The organism is Sporosarcina sp. FA15 (assembly GCF_051550195.1).
GTDB lineage: Bacteria > Bacillota > Bacilli > Bacillales_A > Planococcaceae > Sporosarcina > Sporosarcina psychrophila.
The window spans coordinates 3,799,220-3,815,959 of record NZ_CP188818.1; the positions used below are offsets into that span (position 1 = coordinate 3,799,220).

General features: G+C 42.4%; 15 protein-coding genes. 6 read left to right on the plus strand and 9 right to left on the minus strand.

The genetic code is table 11. The annotated features are described in order from the left end of the window. Nucleotides 1–240: 240 nt before the first annotated feature. Genes ACP8HG_RS17900 through wrbA form a run of 3 tightly spaced genes read left to right on the plus strand, consistent with a single transcriptional unit; the run spans nucleotide 241 to nucleotide 2,515 of the window. Nucleotides 241–1,179 (plus strand): ring-cleaving dioxygenase, encoded by a 939-nt coding sequence (locus ACP8HG_RS17900; protein WP_187046427.1) that lies wholly within the window; start codon nucleotides 241–243, stop codon nucleotides 1,177–1,179. Between the two features lie 18 nt (nucleotides 1,180–1,197). Continuing rightward, entirely contained in the window at nucleotides 1,198–1,809 is a 612-nt protein-coding gene (locus tag ACP8HG_RS17905; RefSeq protein WP_067204585.1) for an alpha/beta hydrolase, read from the plus strand. Nucleotides 1,810–1,831: 22 nt separating this feature from the next. Next, a complete protein-coding gene (wrbA, locus tag ACP8HG_RS17910) occupies nucleotides 1,832–2,515 on the plus strand; it encodes an NAD(P)H:quinone oxidoreductase (protein ID WP_082786455.1) in 684 nt (227 codons plus the stop codon). Between the two features lie 50 nt (nucleotides 2,516–2,565). On the opposite strand, the gene ACP8HG_RS17915 is transcribed toward wrbA, so the two are convergent. Continuing rightward, a complete protein-coding gene (locus ACP8HG_RS17915; protein ID WP_438297484.1) occupies nucleotides 2,566–4,377 on the minus strand; it encodes a helix-turn-helix domain-containing protein in 1,812 nt (603 codons plus the stop codon). Nucleotides 4,378–4,607: 230 nt separating this feature from the next. Between ACP8HG_RS17915 and ACP8HG_RS17920 the strand changes: the two genes are divergently transcribed. Genes ACP8HG_RS17920 through ACP8HG_RS17930 form a run of 3 tightly spaced genes read left to right on the plus strand, consistent with a single transcriptional unit; the run spans nucleotide 4,608 to nucleotide 7,305 of the window. After that, nucleotides 4,608–5,315: a DUF5058 family protein gene (locus ACP8HG_RS17920; protein WP_067204592.1), complete on the plus strand. Its 708-nt coding sequence runs from the start codon at nucleotides 4,608–4,610 to the stop codon at nucleotides 5,313–5,315. Nucleotides 5,316–5,337: 22 nt separating this feature from the next. Beyond that, nucleotides 5,338–6,069, plus strand: coding sequence for a small-conductance mechanosensitive channel (locus ACP8HG_RS17925; RefSeq protein WP_438297486.1), 732 nt, complete (start codon nucleotides 5,338–5,340; stop codon nucleotides 6,067–6,069). An 18-nt stretch (nucleotides 6,070–6,087) separates the two neighbouring features. After that, nucleotides 6,088–7,305 (plus strand): M20 family metallopeptidase, encoded by a 1,218-nt coding sequence (locus ACP8HG_RS17930; RefSeq protein WP_342539457.1) that lies wholly within the window; start codon nucleotides 6,088–6,090, stop codon nucleotides 7,303–7,305. 632 nt (nucleotides 7,306–7,937) lie between these two features. Here ACP8HG_RS17930 and ACP8HG_RS17935 read toward each other — a convergent pair. The 8 genes from ACP8HG_RS17935 to ACP8HG_RS17970 form a co-directional block, all read right to left on the minus strand. Then, the gene (locus ACP8HG_RS17935) at nucleotides 7,938–8,480 is read right to left on the minus strand and encodes a hypothetical protein (RefSeq protein WP_438297488.1); all 543 of its coding nucleotides are present in this window, start codon (nucleotides 8,478–8,480) and stop codon (nucleotides 7,938–7,940) included. A 224-nt stretch (nucleotides 8,481–8,704) separates the two neighbouring features. After that, a complete protein-coding gene (locus tag ACP8HG_RS17940) occupies nucleotides 8,705–9,880 on the minus strand; it encodes a M20 metallopeptidase family protein (protein WP_438297490.1) in 1,176 nt (391 codons plus the stop codon). Next, nucleotides 9,877–11,112 (minus strand): Zn-dependent hydrolase, encoded by a 1,236-nt coding sequence (locus ACP8HG_RS17945; protein ID WP_438297492.1) that lies wholly within the window; start codon nucleotides 11,110–11,112, stop codon nucleotides 9,877–9,879. Before ACP8HG_RS17945 ends, ACP8HG_RS17940 begins: the two co-directional genes overlap by 4 nt. 40 nt (nucleotides 11,113–11,152) lie before the next feature. After that, nucleotides 11,153–12,340 (minus strand): hypothetical protein, encoded by a 1,188-nt coding sequence (locus ACP8HG_RS17950; RefSeq protein WP_438297494.1) that lies wholly within the window; start codon nucleotides 12,338–12,340, stop codon nucleotides 11,153–11,155. Nucleotides 12,341–12,654: 314 nt separating this feature from the next. Continuing rightward, nucleotides 12,655–13,545 (minus strand): peptidylprolyl isomerase, encoded by an 891-nt coding sequence (locus ACP8HG_RS17955; protein WP_340741252.1) that lies wholly within the window; start codon nucleotides 13,543–13,545, stop codon nucleotides 12,655–12,657. Between the two features lie 112 nt (nucleotides 13,546–13,657). Next, the gene (locus ACP8HG_RS17960; protein ID WP_438297496.1) at nucleotides 13,658–14,488 is read right to left on the minus strand and encodes a hypothetical protein; all 831 of its coding nucleotides are present in this window, start codon (nucleotides 14,486–14,488) and stop codon (nucleotides 13,658–13,660) included. A 128-nt stretch (nucleotides 14,489–14,616) separates the two neighbouring features. Beyond that, the gene (locus ACP8HG_RS17965; RefSeq protein ID WP_342539464.1) at nucleotides 14,617–16,032 is read right to left on the minus strand and encodes a sensor histidine kinase; all 1,416 of its coding nucleotides are present in this window, start codon (nucleotides 16,030–16,032) and stop codon (nucleotides 14,617–14,619) included. After that, complete coding sequence (locus ACP8HG_RS17970) at nucleotides 16,029–16,730, minus strand: response regulator transcription factor (protein ID WP_067204618.1); 702 nt, start codon at nucleotides 16,728–16,730, stop codon at nucleotides 16,029–16,031. Before ACP8HG_RS17970 ends, ACP8HG_RS17965 begins: the two co-directional genes overlap by 4 nt. Between the last annotated feature and the right edge of the window lie 10 nt (nucleotides 16,731–16,740).

Sequence of the window (16,740 nt, forward strand, 5' to 3'; positions counted from 1 at the left end):
TCCCTACTATTCGATAGGATGAACCTTGGTAATAATGAATGTACTGTGACAAGAGGTTATCTTAGATAGCCTCTTTATTTATTTTTTAGCGTCTATCATTTAACAAGACAGGCGGTGACTCGTTTCTTACATCTGATTTATTCACTTCAAGCCAACTCGTTGACAAAGAAAACTCTGCTTGATATGATTACCTTGAATTCAAGATAAATAACTTTCTACTAATTCGAGGAGAGAATTGATATGACGAAAAAATCAATGGGCATTCATCACATAACTGCAATCGTCGGACATCCGCAAGAAAACGTCGACTTTTACGCGGGTGTTCTTGGGTTGCGTCTTGTCAAGAAAACCGTCAACTTCGATGATCCGGGGACGTATCATCTTTACTTTGGTAATGGAAACGGTGCACCGGGTACGATCATTACGTTTTTCACATGGGCTAATGCTCGCCAAGGAACAATTGGGGATGGTCAAGTCGGTGTTACGTCGTACGTAGTACCGGTCGGGGCAATGACTTTCTGGGAAAACCGTCTTGAGAAATTTAAGATTGCGTTTAGCAGATCAAACCGCTTTGGTGAAACGTATGTATCATTTGATGATCCACACGGTTTGAGAATTGAGATTGTCGAGCGAGAAGATGGGGTAAAGAATGAATGGATGGTTGGTGAAATAACAGCGGATGTCGCTATAAAAGGGTTTGGCGGCGCAACGCTATTATCTACACAACCTGAAAAAACGGCTCATCTTCTTGAACAAGTTATGGGGCTTGAAAAAATCGGTGAAGAAGGCGAATACATCCGGTTTCGCTCAACAGCGGACATTGGCAATGTCGTCGATTTGAAAACAACATCATCAGGTCGTGCACAAATGGGTGTCGGCACTGTACACCATATCGCTTGGCGCGCTGAAGATGATGCGGATCAACTGGACTGGAAATCACTTGTTGAAGAGAATGGTTATGGCGTGACTCCGGTGAAAGACAGAAACTATTTCAATGCGATTTACTTCCGAGAACACGGAAATATTTTGTTTGAAATTGCAACGGATGCACCAGGCTTTGCACATGACGAGTCCGTGGAGACGATGGGAGAAAATCTTATGCTTCCAACGCAATATGAGCACAGTCGCGAACAGCTGGAATCTTCTTTGATCCCTTTTGAAGTGCGAGAAATTGATTGATACGAGGAGAGATATACTATGAAACATATTTATAAACCAGGAAAAGATGCTTCAAAACCGGTGTTACTTTTGCTTCACGGCACAGGAGGCACAGAACAGGATTTACTGGGACTTGCCGACTTAATTGACCCCGATGCTGGGGTACTAAGTGTTCGAGGAAATGTCCTTGAAAACGGCATGCCGCGTTTCTTCCGTAGATTGGCGGAAGGGGTATTCGATGAGGAGGATTTAATCTTCCGTACGAAGGAATTGAATGCGTTTCTGGATGAAGCTGCAAAAGAAAATAGTTTTGACAGGTTGAATGTCGTTGCGGTTGGTTATTCTAATGGAGCGAACATCGCAGCAAGCCTGCTGTTCCATTATGCAGAGGCTTTGAAAGGCGCAATTCTTCATCACCCGATGGTACCGAGGCGTGGGATCGACTTGCCAGATTTAGCCGGCATTCCGGTGTTCATCACCGCAGGAAAAAATGATCCGATTTGCCCTGCGAAGGAGTCAGAAGATCTCAAGGAATTATTGGCAGGCGCGGGCGCAGTGACGGAAGTTCACTGGGAAATGAATGGTCATTCGCTAACGCGTACGGAAGTGGACGCAGCGGCAGAGTGGTACAAAACAACATTTGTGAAATGAAAAGAGAAGCGGAGATAAAAAAATGAGTTTTTTAGACAGGTTATTCGGCAAAAACACTACAACAAGTAAAGAGGAGACGGTAAACATGACAAAAACAAAAACAGCAATCGTATATTACAGTTCAGGCGGTACGAACTACCAATTGGCACAGTGGGCTGCAGAGGCGGCTGAAGCAGCAGGTTCTGAAGTACGACTGATGAAAGTGGCTGAAACAGCTCCACAAGCTGCAATCGATTCATCTCCGGGCTGGAAAGCGCATGCTGAAGCAACGAAAGATGTACCTGTTGCAACAGGAGAAGATCTTGAGTGGGCGGACGCGATTATCTTTAGTGTACCGACACGTTTCGGTAATGTACCTGGGCAAATCCAGAGTTTCATCGATACATTAGGTGGTCTTTGGTTCCAAGGCAAGCTCGCTAATAAAGCAGTAAGCGCAATGTCTTCAGCACAAAACCCACATGGCGGTCAGGAAGCAACAATTCTTTCCTTATACACAACAATGTACCACTGGGGAGCAATTGTTGCGGCACCAGGTTTCACCGACGCAGTTACATTTGCAGCTGGTGGTAACCCGTACGGTACAAGCGTAACTGTCGGACAAGATGGAAAAATAGCGGATGACGAAGCGGCAATTAAAGCGGCAGTTGCTCATCAGGCGGGACGTACAGTAAAAGTTGGAACAGCATTGAAAAGTATGAACGCATAACACGTAATACGAAGAAAGCCGACCTTATGATAGGTCGGCTTTTTCAATTTTTATACATAAGTAGAACGTAGATGACAGGCTAGGTGTATTTTCAAAGAGTCTTCATTGTCGTTTAAGTCGAGTTGCAGTACGTGTTCAATTTTTCGAATGCGCTGATATAGTGTGTTGATGTGAATATGTAGTTTTTCAGCTGTTTTTGTAGCGGAACGGTTTGATTCGAAATAGGTCAGCAAGGTTTCTTCCAACTCGGACTTTTTTTCATGAGGGTAGGATAGGGGAAGAAAGACCTCATCGATAAATTGTTGGATTTCCCTGGGCGGCTGATTTAAAAAAAGCTTGTTTAATCCAATGTTTTCGTAACGAATGATATCCAGTCGATTACGTGAGGTTAGGTAGGTCAGTGTTTTGTTCGCTTCTTCGTAAATCTTTTTAATGGCGTGTAATCCTTTATAAGTCGAGCTAATGCCAGCGCGGAAAGAATGTTGATCCTTCGCATCCCACTCTTCTTTGACGATGTCGAACTTTTGTTGGAAGATCTTAAAGTGGCTGGATTCTGTTATAGAGGCGAAGAAGATGACTCGATTTTGTAACCCATAAATCATTGTTTCAGTCTTGGTTAGTTCGTTTTTTAATTTCAGGACTAGATGGTGAATCTTGATTTCCAGTAGCTGCAAATCTGTGTAATTCGGTATTTCAAAAATCGCCATAAACCAATGTGTGGAGGCGTTTAGACCGAACTCCTTTGCTAGTGTTTCAAGATGTTCATCGTTTTTTGCGTTTAACAGCGCAAGGAATTGTTCGTGCGTCTTTTTATAAAAGTATTCAGTGACGGTTTGATTTTTGATTAATTCCAAAGCTAATATGGAACTGCCTTGTTCGAGTGCAATTCGGTCTGACTCGGAAATTTCTTCGGTCACGTGAATCAGGAAACACCCAAGAAAAACAGGGCCATTATAAACAGGGTAGATATAATAGGTTTTTACGGAAGGGTGATTCGCTTTGAGGTGGATAGGTTTCCTTCTTGTTAAAAAGATTTTTTTCAGTTCAAATTGATCGAAATTAGGTATTTCATTAGGGTCATGTAAATAGAATTTGTCTTCAATGACGTTGAAAAAGGTAACGGGTGAATTGAGCATTAGGTTGAATTCATGGACGATTGCCTCGAGACCTTTATTCTCCAACGAAATAGTGGTCAATGTTTCATGCACTTTATGCCTTTTTTGAAGTTGAATATTTCGTTCTTCCAGCTGCGCACTTAATTGTGTGATTTTTTCGATTCGATTATTTGCTTCTGTAAAGTACTGTGCATTTTGAATGGCGATAGCGGCTTGTTCAGCAAACGCCTGCAGTAGGAGAAGATCATGTTCATCTAACACTTTTTTTCGATGCCATTGATGGGTAATCATGATGCCAATCCTTTTATCTTCAATGGAAATGGGTACGCAAATAAGTGCTTCTGGGATGTTTGCGGATGAAATAATATGATGAAAGTTCGATTTTGAAACATGGTGCTGATCCATTGCCTTGAGTATTTCTTCTTTGGAGTTGAATATCAGTCCTAGCCCATCCTCGAATACAGTCCCTGTAATAGATTCTCCTGGTTTCACTTTGAAATTGTAAATGTTGTCATTAAACCCAAGTGGTGCTTTTACTAGTAGCCGCTCTGTCCCCACGTCGTAAAGCATTAAATACCCTGCATCTGTAGCTGGAATCACTTTGAGTGCATTCCGCATGATTTCCCCCAAAACTTCGTCAAGGTCCAAACTGGAAGTGATTGAACGAATGCTGTCGACTAAAACTGTCAGTTCGACATCCCTTAACTTCCCTTGTAATAAAGGATTAGTTGTCTTATCTGTTTTCATCTCTTTTCTCCTTTCGGTGGTGTAGAAATATCTATATAATTCACTAAAACAGTGTATGAATGAACATTGTTATCACACTAATTCCAGTGTATAGTAATGAACATAAATTGAAAAGAGTAAAAATTCTAACAATGTGAGCGCTTTATTATTTACCCTATGAATTAGTTGTAATACGAAAATAGTAACCGTATAAAATTGCCGGTGACAAAACGTAATGAGGAGGAAAGAAGATGGAACAAGTTTTGAAAGTAGCAAACAGCTTCCCAATATGGATTATTGCGGCTCTCGTCATTGGTATTGTTATATTTCAAGCAGTTGTCTTCATCAGGCTTGCTTCAAAAACAGCTCCCTCTGTTGGACTGACAACTTTGGAGGTGAGGTCGGTCGTGCGGACGGGGGCAATCAGTTCGTTAGGGCCTTCTTTTGCAATTATTATCGTCGCGATTTCCTTAATTACTTTCCTTGGAAATCCGGTTACACTCATGCGAATCGGTATCGTCGGATCGGCACCAATCGAAACGGTCGGCGCGAGTCTAGGAGCACAGGCGGCCGGCTCGGAACTGGGTTCGTCGACATTTACTGAACAAGCATTCACGACTGCAGTTTGGGTCATGTGTCTTGGTGGAATGGGCTGGTTATTGGTTACTGCGTTATTCACGAAATCACTAGGTAAGTTTCAAGAGAAAATTTCGAGAAAAAATAGCAATGTTAGACTGTTGAGTATTGTTTCGACTGCAGCAATGATAGGGGCTTTTGGTTATTTTGGTGCAGGGCAAATGATAAGAGGGATCAATGAGACGGTGGTATTTATAGCTGCATTTCTTGTCATGCCGGTTATCATATGGGCTTCTAATAAGTTTAAAATGAATTGGTTAAGAGAATGGTCTCTCGGATTAGTGATTGTTGTGGGGTTATCAATAGGACTGTTACTAACTTAACGAGGAAGGCAGGAGAAACGGTATGACGATTATGAATGAAGGGGAAACTGAAGTGATGATGCAAGGGGATTTACGGACGGACGAGACAGATGCAACACTCGACTTTGCAACGTTTCATGCTAAATCACATTTTTGGGGACGCTTGACGATTTGGAGTGTTATCGTACTGACGTTGGCTTTGCCTCTCTATCTATCGTTTGGTCTTGATTTTCATCCGGGATGGTCACCAATACTGTCCGGGTTCCTTGCTTATGCATCGATTATTGCGGTAGTGTGGTTTATTGAGCCAATTAGTTATTATCCGATTTTGGGTGTTTCGGGCACTTATCTTGCTTTTTTAACTGGCAATATAGGTAATATGTGTCTGCCAAGTGCATCAATTGCTCAAAGTGTAGTCGGTGCAGAACCTGGGACGAAAAAAGGGGAAGTAACAGCAACACTCGCTATAGCAGCCGCTTCCATCGTCAATACAGTCATTCTTGTGTTCGCGATTCTTTTCGGTTCATATCTGATTGCATTGTTGCCGGCAACATTGACAGCTAGCTTCCAGTTTGTCCTGCCAGCCATTTTTGGTGGGGTTATTGCTCAATTTGCCATTAAGAAACCGCTATGGGGCATCGTTGGATTGGCTTTTGGACTACTGGTTAACTTGGGCCCAGTGCCGGCTTCAATGAAAACGTTTCTTTGTATACTAGGAACAGTCGTTGCTTGTATACTTCTTGAGAAGTATACAAGCAAAAAGGCAGCAGAATAATAAAGGGGGCTACTAGTTATGAGTCAACGAGTAGAAGAAGTAATTGAGACGAAAAAGGAATTAATGCAACTGCTAGAAAGTCGTAAAGACGAAATGATAGCAATTCGACGCTTTTTACATGAGAATCCGGAACTGTCTTTTAAAGAAGAAAAAACTGCACAATATATCGCTGACTTTTATAAAGGAAAAGATGTAGAAGTGCAGACGAATGTTGGCAATGGATATGGAATCATCGTAACAATTAAAGGGGATAAGCCCGGTAAGACAATCGGACTCCGTGCTGACTTTGATGCGTTGCCGATTCATGAAGCGACAGATGTTCCGTTCAAATCGAAAAATGACGGCGTGATGCATGCATGTGGACATGACGGGCATACCGCGTACATGTTAATTCTTGCGGATTGTCTCATTCAGATGAAATCATCGATTGCGGGTACAATTAAAATTATTCACCAACATGCGGAGGAAACGCCGCCGGGTGGAGCAAAGAGTATTGTTGAATCAGGTGTGCTAGATGATTTGGATCTGGTTTTTGGGACGCATTTATTCCCTTCGCATTCAACAGGTACGATTGGTTATCGCAGCGGCTTTGCAATGGCGGGGAGAACGTATTTTAAATTGGTGATTCAAGGAAGTGGCGGTCATGGATCATCCCCGCATCAGTCGAACGATCCGATTATTGCAGGTGCTCATTTTGTAACGGCAATCCAGACCATTGTCAGTAGGCGTTTAAATCCGTTTGAAATGGGTGTTGTTACAATCGGTTCATTTGACGGAAAAGGTTCGTTTAATGTTATCAAAGATAGCATAGAGCTTGAAGGTGATGTCCGGTATATGAATGAGGATACCCAGCAGTTAATTTCCCGGGAAATTCATCGTATTGTTAGCGGCATTGAACTGGAGTTTGACGTCACGTGCGAGTTGACGTATACGGCTGATTATCCGCCGCTTTATAATGACCCAGCGGTGACTGCAGAAGTTGTCTCCATTTTGAAAAAATCAGATGATCCCGATATCAAAGAAGTAGTGGAATTCCCCGTCTTTTCGGGGTCAGAAGACTTTGCGTATTACTTGGAAAAAGTTCCAGGCGTTTTCTTTAATATCGGTTGCAAGCCTAAAGGTGTAGAAAGGGCGTTCATGAATCATCACCCGAAATTTGATATTGATGAAGATGCTCTTCTGGTTTCAGCAAAGTCTGTTGCTGAAGTAGTTTGTAGTTATTACGCGATTGATTAACGAAACGAAAGCCGGCCTATTGAATAGGTCGGCTTTTTTGTTTGGAAACTAGTTGACCTTTGGTGAAAGAATGGGTGATCATAAAACCTCAGTGCGTCCGAGCGTATATGTTGTGAACCAAGCATAACCCCGGTGTGGCCGATCATATATGTTGTGAACCGAGCATAACCCTGGTGTGACCGATCATATAACAAGTGACCCGATCATAACCCCGTGCTTCCGATCATATAACAAGTGACCCGATCATAACCCCGTGCAGCCGATCATATAACAAGTGGACCAAGCATAACCCACGCGCGTCCGATCATATAACAGGCGAACCGATCATAACCCCCATGCGTCCGATCATATAACAAGTGACCCGATCATAACCCCCGCGCGTCCGATCATATAACAGGCGAACCGATCATAACCCCCGCGCGTCCGATCATATAACAGGCGACCCGATCATAACCCCGGCGCATCCGATCATATATCAAGTGAACCAACCATAACCCCATACACCCGATCATATGCCTTATAAAAACCGAAGTATGTCTAGGCATCTGGAGTACTATTAAACGATTAGAACAGAAATAAGTAACTTCATCTCAAAAGCCGATCTTTCGAAAAGATCGGCTTTTGCAATTAGCTTATTTAACTTTCTCTGGACGCGGCCAGATGAAGTACGAAATAGAAATGACAAAGTCAATCCCGAGGACGAGTGCCCATACTTTCAAAGTAGAGGATAGTACTTCTGTCCTTGCTGGATCCCCAATGAAATAAATCATTGCGACAAGGAAAGCACCGCCGATAATATAAGCGAGCAGATGCTGCAATGTGCCTTTCATCGAGTGTCGAGCGTATTCAAATCCGGCTTTACGCACCGGTTTTGTGCCCGTTTTTTGAATGTAGTAACGAAACCGTTCATCAGCCCAGCGGATTATGCTTTTGCCGAACGCGATAGAAGATCCGAGATAGATTGCAGCAATGGCGTGCACTTGTGTTGCGGTTGCCCCGTTGTATAAATCGGTGGCTGTGACGATGAGTAAAAGTAAATCGATAACTGGTGTCAAAGCAAGGAAGAAAAAGCCGAGCTTATCGCGTTTGAAAATATAGCGGGTGATAAGTCCGAGAGCAATGACGACCCAGAAACCAATTTCGCACGCAACGATTGTCCAAGCAATGAAATTCATAGGAACACCTCTTTTCAATCGAGTTGTAGTGAGTAGATTTATCATAGCACACCGATTATATGACTAACTGCAACAAGATTATCACCGCTGCGGAGTATATTGTCACCGACACAACTGTGTTTATCACCGGCATGGAGCGTGTTATCACCGACTCAACTGTGTTTATCACCGCCAAGCACAAAAAAACGGAAAAGCCAAATCAGCTTTTCCGTTCCTTTAATCTATCACTTATTCAAATAAGCCCATGCATACTGCGCATATAGTTCTGCTCCAGTAACGAGCGCATCTTCATCGATATCGAAGTTTCCATGGTGATGTGACCACTCCGTATCTTTTTCAGGATTACCACTACCAACAAGTGCAAAACTGCCGGGCGCTTTGTCGAGGAAGAACGAGAAATCTTCGGCGCCCATCGTCGGTTTTTCATCATAGACAACGTCTGGACCGAATGCTTCAGCTGCAACTTGTTGAACAAGGTTCGCACTCTCTTCGTCGTTGATAACTGGTTCTGTTCCACGAATATACTCAACTTCCGCAGTTGCGCCGAACATGTCAGCGACGCTTTTGGCGTATTGTGAAATGCTTGTTTCGATTTGATCGCGGACGTCTTGATTGAACGTACGAACGGTTCCTTCAATCAGAGCATTCTCAGCGATAATGTTGAAACGCGTGCCGACCTCCATTTTACCTACAGTCAGGACCGCTGCTTGTTGCGGGTCAATCGTCCGTGAAACGACAGTCTGGACATTCATGACGAACGAAGAAGCAACGAGTGCTGCATCGATACAGTCTTGAGGCATGGCACCATGTCCGCCTTTACCTGTGAAGTGGACTTTGAAAATGTCAGCTGCAGCGAATGAGGGGCCTGGTGTACAAGAAACTTTATGCGTCGGCATTTGCGACCAAATGTGGATGCCGAAAACATTGTCGACGCCGTCCATGGCACCTTGATCGACCATCGCTTTTGCGCCTTGCGCAATTTCTTCTGCGGGTTGGAAGAGCAGGCGTACGTTACCCGGCAGTTCATCTTTCACATCGGATAATGCTTTTGCAGCGATTAGCAACATCGATGTGTGTGCATCATGGCCGCATGCATGCATTTTCCCTTCAATCTTGGAGGCATAAGGTACATGCGTGTTTAATTGTTCAACAGAGAGTGCATCCATATCGCCGCGCAGTGCGACTGTTTTGCCGCCCGACGTACCTTTGATTTCAGCAATAACGCCAGTAGGTTCCGTCTTGCGGTAGGGAATACCGAGTTCGTCTAGATAGGCGCAAACGAACGCTGTTGTTTTTACTTCTTCAAACGACAGTTCTGGTTCGCTATGTAATTTGCGTCGCAGTGCCGTCAGTTCGTCGCTATAGTTTGTGATAGCATCTTTTATTTTTTGATTGATCATGTTGTTTTAGCCTCCGTTAATCGCTTTACCGCTTCATAGATAATAGTCGTGCCGTCTGCAAGGTGACCTGGATCCGACCATTCTTCCGGACAATGACTTAGCCCGTCTTTGCTTGGGATGAACACCATTCCGCAAGCCGTATAATCTGAGAATACCATTGCATCGTGGCCCGCACCGCTATTAATTGAACAATAAGGAATTTCAAGATGGTCGCTCGCTTCTTTTAATAAAGAGCGGATGCTGCTATCGAGTTCTTTCGGTTCAATGTAGAGTTGCTGTTCAATTGACGTGCGAATACCATTGCCATCTTGTTGTACAATCAATTCTTCCACTTTGCGAACTGCATTCAGTACATGCTCTTCTTTACCTGAACGAATGTCTACGCTGAAGACAACTTTATCTGGGATAACATTTGCGCCATTCGGAAAGACATTCAATCGACCCGTTGTAATGACAGTACCTTCGCCTTCACCGCTCGCAATACCTGGGAGGGCGGCAATGATGTGCGCCGCGGAAACAAGCGCATCGGAGCGCCGATCCATTGGTGTTGTACCGGCATGTCCAGCTTGGCCTTGCACAGTCACCTCTAATTGTGTTAGTCCAACAATGGCTTCAACGACACCAATTTGAATGTTTGACTCCTCGAGAATAGGGCCTTGTTCGATGTGCAACTCTAGGAAGGCTTTAATCGTTTTCGGATCTCGTTTTTTCTCATTCGCTGGGTTGACCGAGATATCTGCCATCGCATCTACTGCTAAAACGCCATCTTTATCAGCAAGTGTTTTGAAATCTTCTGCTGTCAATAAACCCATCATCCCACGTGAGCCCATTAGGCCACCGCCAAAACGGGAACCTTCTTCTTCAACAAGCGCAATGATTTCAAGCGGGTAGGCTGGCTTAAGATTGTTCTCTTTGAACAGTGCAGCCACTTCTAATCCGACAACAACACCTGCAGCACCGTCATACGCGCCACCATTTGGAACAGAGTCAAAGTGAGAGCCGACGATAACGGAAGGTGCGTCAGGTAAAGCTCCTTCAAGCTTGCCGAAGATATTGCCGAACCCGTCTTCCGTCACTGTTAGATCGTACTCCACCATTTTTTCTTTAATATAATTCCGAGCCTGTAAATCTTCTTGGCTATATGTAAGCCGCGTTACACCCGCACCTGGTGTAGCTGTAAATCGGCTCAACAATTCGATATGTTGTTCAATCCGTTGTTGATAGGCTGTCATATCTAGTCCTCCTCGTTTGATTAGTTTCTAAATTAGCTCATTACAAGAATCCGACGAAGAGGCCCGCAAGGATAACCGAAACCATCGTGACACTTATAAATCCGCCGACGAGCATTGGCGGTAACATGTGACTTGTCAGTGCTTCTCTTTCTTTTTCATCTTCCGTTAATGAATTGATGACTTCGTTGGTAATAATATAGTCCGCTGGGAAGCCGTATAACGCAGTTAACGAAACAGCAAATGCCATTTCTTTACTGACTTTCAGTACTTTCCCCATGAACAACGAGAAGATGTACATACCGACGACGCCCAATACGATACAGCCGACGAGTGGATACAAAATTTCCATCATCATGGAAGGTGTCGCTTTTTTCAAACCGTCAAAGATGAACAGCATAAGTGCCATCATTGCTAATCCAAACCCATTTGCTTTTTGCAGTACGTGACGTTCCAAAAAGCCGATACTTGTTGCAATAATACCAAACAATAAGCAAAGCACATAAGGACTAATTACCACGATAGGTGCCAGCAATGTAGAAACGAGATACGCAAGGAATCCGACGAGTGCGAGTCGGAAAAACTTAAAGTAGTCTGTATTGAATTTATCCGGCATCTTCTTAAATAGCTTAAGTTCATGTCGTTCTGAAACTGAAGTTTGAGTACCGGTCTTTTGTTCCTTCAGTTCGCCTTTACGATACTTTTCAAGAAGCATTTTACCTTCTTTTTTAAGAACAATTGACGTAAGAGGATAACCCGCGAAGCCTTGCATCACGTAAATGACAATCGCGAATACAGCCAATGTTGCGAGTCCGGCGTTGGCAGCGCCTTCCGACATGATCAACGCAGATACAACGCCGCCGACGAGAGGTGGAATTGCAACGATAATTGTTTCAATACCAAATAGCATTGTGCCGATTCCGAATAGAGCAACGATAATCCCTAAAATTCCAGCAAGGGAAATTAAAATGGTTTTCCATTGTTCTTTCAGTTGTTGAAGTGATAGCAATGTACCCATATTGGTAATGAGTAGATAAATCATCATTGATGCGACAGTAGGCGGTACACCGGCAAGCGAAACAATATCTTGCGGGAAAAACGTCCAATAACCTAGCAGGAAGAGGACAGCGCAGACGAAAACGGATGGAATCCACGCTTTCGTCCGGACAGAGACGACATCTCCGATATATAAAATAGCGACCAAGATAACTAAAGCTAGCATTTGAGACATAGTATTCTCCCCTTTCAGACAATATAGAATTTTAATTAGAATAGCATAAAATTCTGTCGAATAGTAGCGAAATTTATACATTGTATATAATATATCGCGAAGGGAGTGAGTGAAAGCGCTTTCTAGCAAGTTGTAGTAAATCGACTATTTTAGTAGGTGAAATTCATCTGAAATGAATCAAATTGTTATGTATGTACAGCATATTGAAGGGTTTTATTATTCGTTTAACTATGTAAGCAGAACGAATAATAAAACCCTTCAACGCAGTATCTATCATTCTGCATTGAAGGGAGTCCGTTTTTTCGATATTTAACTTATTCTGTGAGTAACGAATTCTTAATCTTATAGTCTGATTTTACTTCATCTAACCAATTAACGTACTCTGCTTGTACACCTTCTTCTAGTAATAGTCCTTTTATTTCTTCTTTATGATCATCAAATGTTGCAGCTTTTGCTGCTTTCTTATCGGTTACATGAATAATATGATAACCGTGTTCTGTTTTTATAGGGTCGCTAATTGCATCAACTTTCATGGAGAATGCTGCTTCTTCAAATTCGGCTACCATTTTACCACGTGGGAAAAAGCCTAATTCTCCGCCACTTTCTGCACTCATTGTATCTGTTGAGAATTCTTTTGCAAGTGCTGCGAAATCCTCACCAGCTGCAAGTTTCTTCGCAACTTTTTTCGCTGTGGCTTCATCTTCCACTAAAATATGGCTGGCTGCGACTTGTTCTTCCTCGTTAAAGGACTCTTTGTTTTCTTCGAAGTACGCTTTGATGTCCTCGTCAGTTATTTCAATACGTGGCTCAATTATTTTTCGGATAGATAAATAGTCAATAATATTCTCTTTGAATTCTTTCTCAGTCATTGTATTCTGCTTAAGTGCTGCGTCAAACGCTTCTTGTCCACCTGCATTTTCGATATATATTGCAAGTTCTGCATCTACTTCTTTATCTGAAATAGAGATTTTTTCTTTTTTCAACTCAAGTGCAACGACTTTATCGTCAATCATTGCAGTAAGTGCTTCTTTTCCAGCAGATTGAACGAGAACTTCATATAATTCATCTTTCGTAATTTTTTCATCACCGACAGTTGCAACAGTTTCATCTGCCGCCTTTGAATCTTTTGAGCAGCCTGTTGTGACAGTTAGAATAATTGCGAGTAGACTGACTGCTAACAATGGGAATAACCTTTTTTTACGCATTTTTTAATTCCTCCAATGTTTGATATAACTTCATTCTACAGGAGAAATATGAACAAACTATTACGGAGAATAAAAAAACGAAAAAACAGATTCGTTTTTTCGTTCAGTCTTTTTATTCTTGGGTATTACTTTTTTCTGGTACTTGTGATTTCCCCCCATTGTCGTCTTTGTCATGGTCACGTCGACCTTCAAAATGTTCTCCTTTACCATCACGTGGTCTATCGAAGAAAAAGTCTTTTTCTACCTTAGAAGGGAACAAGTCCAAATCTTCAACTTTGTCGGCGTAATTTGTACGGATTTCATTCATTAGTTCACGTGCGGATTTGTTCGCTGTATCGATGCCAAGTTTTTCAGCAGCATTGAAAATTTCTTTGTCGCGTACTTCTTTCATTAAGTCATGATGATCTTTGTCATCTGTTTCAATACCCAGTTCTTTTGCTTTTTTTAAAACTTTAGCCTGCCCAACTTCTTTTGCAAGTGCTTTGAATTCTTTGCCAACAGTGGAGATACCAAGCTCTTTTGCTTCTTTCGTAATTTGTGCTTCGCGAATTTCTTTTGCTAACGTTTCATCGTCCTTGCCAGTTGCATCAATGCCCAACTCTGTAGCTGCTAGTTGAAGTTTCGCATTCCAAATTTCTTTCTGAAGGGCTTTTATTTCTTTACCTTCAGTATCAATGCCTAGTTCTTTCGCGTGTTTTAGGGTCATGGCTTTTTGTACTTCTTCGAAAATTACTTTCGTGTCCTTGCCGTCAGTTTTAATACCAAGTTCTTCTGCCTTCTCCGAAATAAACTTTTTAGCATCTCCTTGATCACCATGTTTATGTTCGAACGAAGGGGAGCTTTTCGTCGTCTCGCTGTCCTCTTTCGCATAGGCAGTCACCGACCCAATTACACCCAGAGTCAATACGGTTGCTAAAACATATTTCATTGCATTATTCTTCATTTATTTTCCTCCTTCATGGAACTGATTAATTTTAGTATGCCCGAAGAATATGAACGAATTATGACAGGCGTATGAACGAGATATTAAAAAAACTGCTATGCACAATACATAGCAGCTAAAACAGATTTTTAGTTTTCATTTTGTACAGGGAACGACAGCGTAAATTTTGTACCTTTTCCTTTTTCGCTTGTTACATCGATTGCGCCGTTATGCATCATGACGAGACTTTTTACAATCGACAAGCCAAGTCCGAATTCGCCGTATGGATTCGTTGTTCTAGATACAATGGCTTTATAAAAACGACCCCAAATTTTCTCGACATCATCAGGGTCAATCCCAATACCTGTATCTTCGATTTCAATGATACAGTTTGTATTGCTCATATAACCGCGAAGATAGATCCTACCGTTGTCGGTGAATTGGATACTATTTTTTGTGATATTGATCAATATCTGGGTGAGTCTGTCGTAATCTGCAAACACCAATATATTTGGGTCTACAGCCACAAAAATCTCGTTATTTCGTTCCGCCGCAACGCCATCGAGCTGATCTTTAATGATTTCTAATAGTTCAACGAGCTGGATGTCCTGTTTAAAGAGTGTGACTTGGTTGGAGCGGATTTTTTCGTAATCCAAGTTTTCATTGACCAGACGGATAAGTCGCAACGTTTCATTAGTGGCGAGTTGCAATCCCTTTTCTTTTTCAGATTCAGGAATCATATTATTTTTTAGTCCTTCAATCATGCCTCTTATTGTTGTAAGGGGTGTTCGTAATTCATGTGACACATCGGCCATGAATTGACGACGCCTGTTTTCGAGATTTTCAATTTCCTCCATTGAGGCATCCAACTTTTCAACCATCTCGTTGAAATCACCCGCAAGTTCACCGATTTCGTCAAAATCCGAGGAGGGGATGCGTACTGAGTAATCACCTTGTGCGACGGCAGAAGTTGCATCTTGAAGCCGTTTAATACGCCTAACGTGAAAAGTCGATAAAATCCAGCTGAGAAGAAGCGAAATGGTCAGTGCGATGAATGTTGTAATAAGCAAATAAGTATTCATTTGCGAAATAACTTCACGTGAGCCCTTTATGGGTGACGTCAAAAGTATACCGCCGACAAATCGATTGTTTTGGACATAGGGAAGTAGAACAAATGTGACGGCTTCGTTGAATCGTTTGAAATCCTGCTTCACAGTTACAGGTTGACCATTTTTAATATCGTGCCATTCTTTTTCACTCAAACTAATGAGCGGCGTTTTTATGCCTGTCGAATAAATGATGGCCGAGTTTTCGTCGAATAAACTATATTGAATATCCCGACCATTTAGGACTTGCCCGTAAGATTTTAAGATCCTGTCAGAACTTCGCTGATCTTGTTGGATGTCTCGTAAAATAGATTGCCCATATGTCTGAAGTTCTTCTGTTTTATTAGCATAGACAAATTGCTCGATATAGTGTGAAAATAGCAAGCTTAATAATAAAAATGCAATGACGATTACGCTAAAGTGACTGACAAGTTGCTGGTATAAGTATTTTACTTTCACTTTGAGTCACCTATGGTTTCGTCGAATCGGTAACCGACGCCCCAAACAGTATGGAAAAAAGGTTGTTCATCCGTCGAGACTTTTGTGCGAAGCCGTTTGATATGCACGTCCACAGTTCGGTCATCACCGTAAAAGTCATATCCCCAAACGTTATCCAGCAATTGTTCACGTGAGAAAACTTGTTTCGGATGCTGGACAAAATGGTACAGTAGATCGAATTCTTTTGGAGTCAGGTTTTGTATTCGTACTCCATCGAGCAATACGTCACGTGTGTTGAGGTTAATCTTAAAATGGGCGGTTTCGACGACGCCATCTTGCAGTGGTTTGTCTTTCAGCGTTGAATACCTGCGTGTTACCGCCTTAATGCGAGCCATTAGCGCCAGTGGACTGAAGGGTTTTGTGACATAATCATCTGCACCCATTTCAAGTCCGAGCACTTGGTCTGATTCACCATCTTTTGCGGTTAGCATAATAATGGGCGTAGCAATGTTTGCTAGCCGTAGTTTATGGCAAATCGAAATCCCATCCATGCCAGGCAACATCCAGTCGATAATGATGCAATCCCAGCCGCCTTGCTTCGCAATTTCGAACCCTTCCAAACCATTTTTTATGAATGAACCATGGATTTCTTCCTTCAAGAAGAATAGCTCAATCATGGAAGATACACTTTCATTGTCTTCAATTACTAAAATTCTCACTAAAACACGC

Coding starts and splice junctions, on each gene's coding strand:
- ACP8HG_RS17955 (WP_340741252.1), bottom strand. CDS start 13,545: ATGCGTAAAAAAAGGTTATTCCCATTGTTAGCAGTCAGTCTACTCGCA.
- ACP8HG_RS17905 (WP_067204585.1), top strand. CDS start 1,198: ATGAAACATATTTATAAACCAGGAAAAGATGCTTCAAAACCGGTGTTA.
- ACP8HG_RS17915 (WP_438297484.1), bottom strand. CDS start 4,377: ATGAAAACAGATAAGACAACTAATCCTTTATTACAAGGGAAGTTAAGG.
- ACP8HG_RS17950 (WP_438297494.1), bottom strand. CDS start 12,340: ATGTCTCAAATGCTAGCTTTAGTTATCTTGGTCGCTATTTTATATATC.
- ACP8HG_RS17930 (WP_342539457.1), top strand. CDS start 6,088: ATGAGTCAACGAGTAGAAGAAGTAATTGAGACGAAAAAGGAATTAATG.
- ACP8HG_RS17945 (WP_438297492.1), bottom strand. CDS start 11,112: ATGACAGCCTATCAACAACGGATTGAACAACATATCGAATTGTTGAGC.
- ACP8HG_RS17920 (WP_067204592.1), top strand. CDS start 4,608: ATGGAACAAGTTTTGAAAGTAGCAAACAGCTTCCCAATATGGATTATT.
- ACP8HG_RS17935 (WP_438297488.1), bottom strand. CDS start 8,480: ATGAATTTCATTGCTTGGACAATCGTTGCGTGCGAAATTGGTTTCTGG.
- ACP8HG_RS17940 (WP_438297490.1), bottom strand. CDS start 9,880: ATGATCAATCAAAAAATAAAAGATGCTATCACAAACTATAGCGACGAA.
- ACP8HG_RS17900 (WP_187046427.1), top strand. CDS start 241: ATGACGAAAAAATCAATGGGCATTCATCACATAACTGCAATCGTCGGA.
- ACP8HG_RS17960 (WP_438297496.1), bottom strand. CDS start 14,488: ATGAAGAATAATGCAATGAAATATGTTTTAGCAACCGTATTGACTCTG.
- wrbA (WP_082786455.1), top strand. CDS start 1,832: ATGAGTTTTTTAGACAGGTTATTCGGCAAAAACACTACAACAAGTAAA.
- ACP8HG_RS17925 (WP_438297486.1), top strand. CDS start 5,338: ATGACGATTATGAATGAAGGGGAAACTGAAGTGATGATGCAAGGGGAT.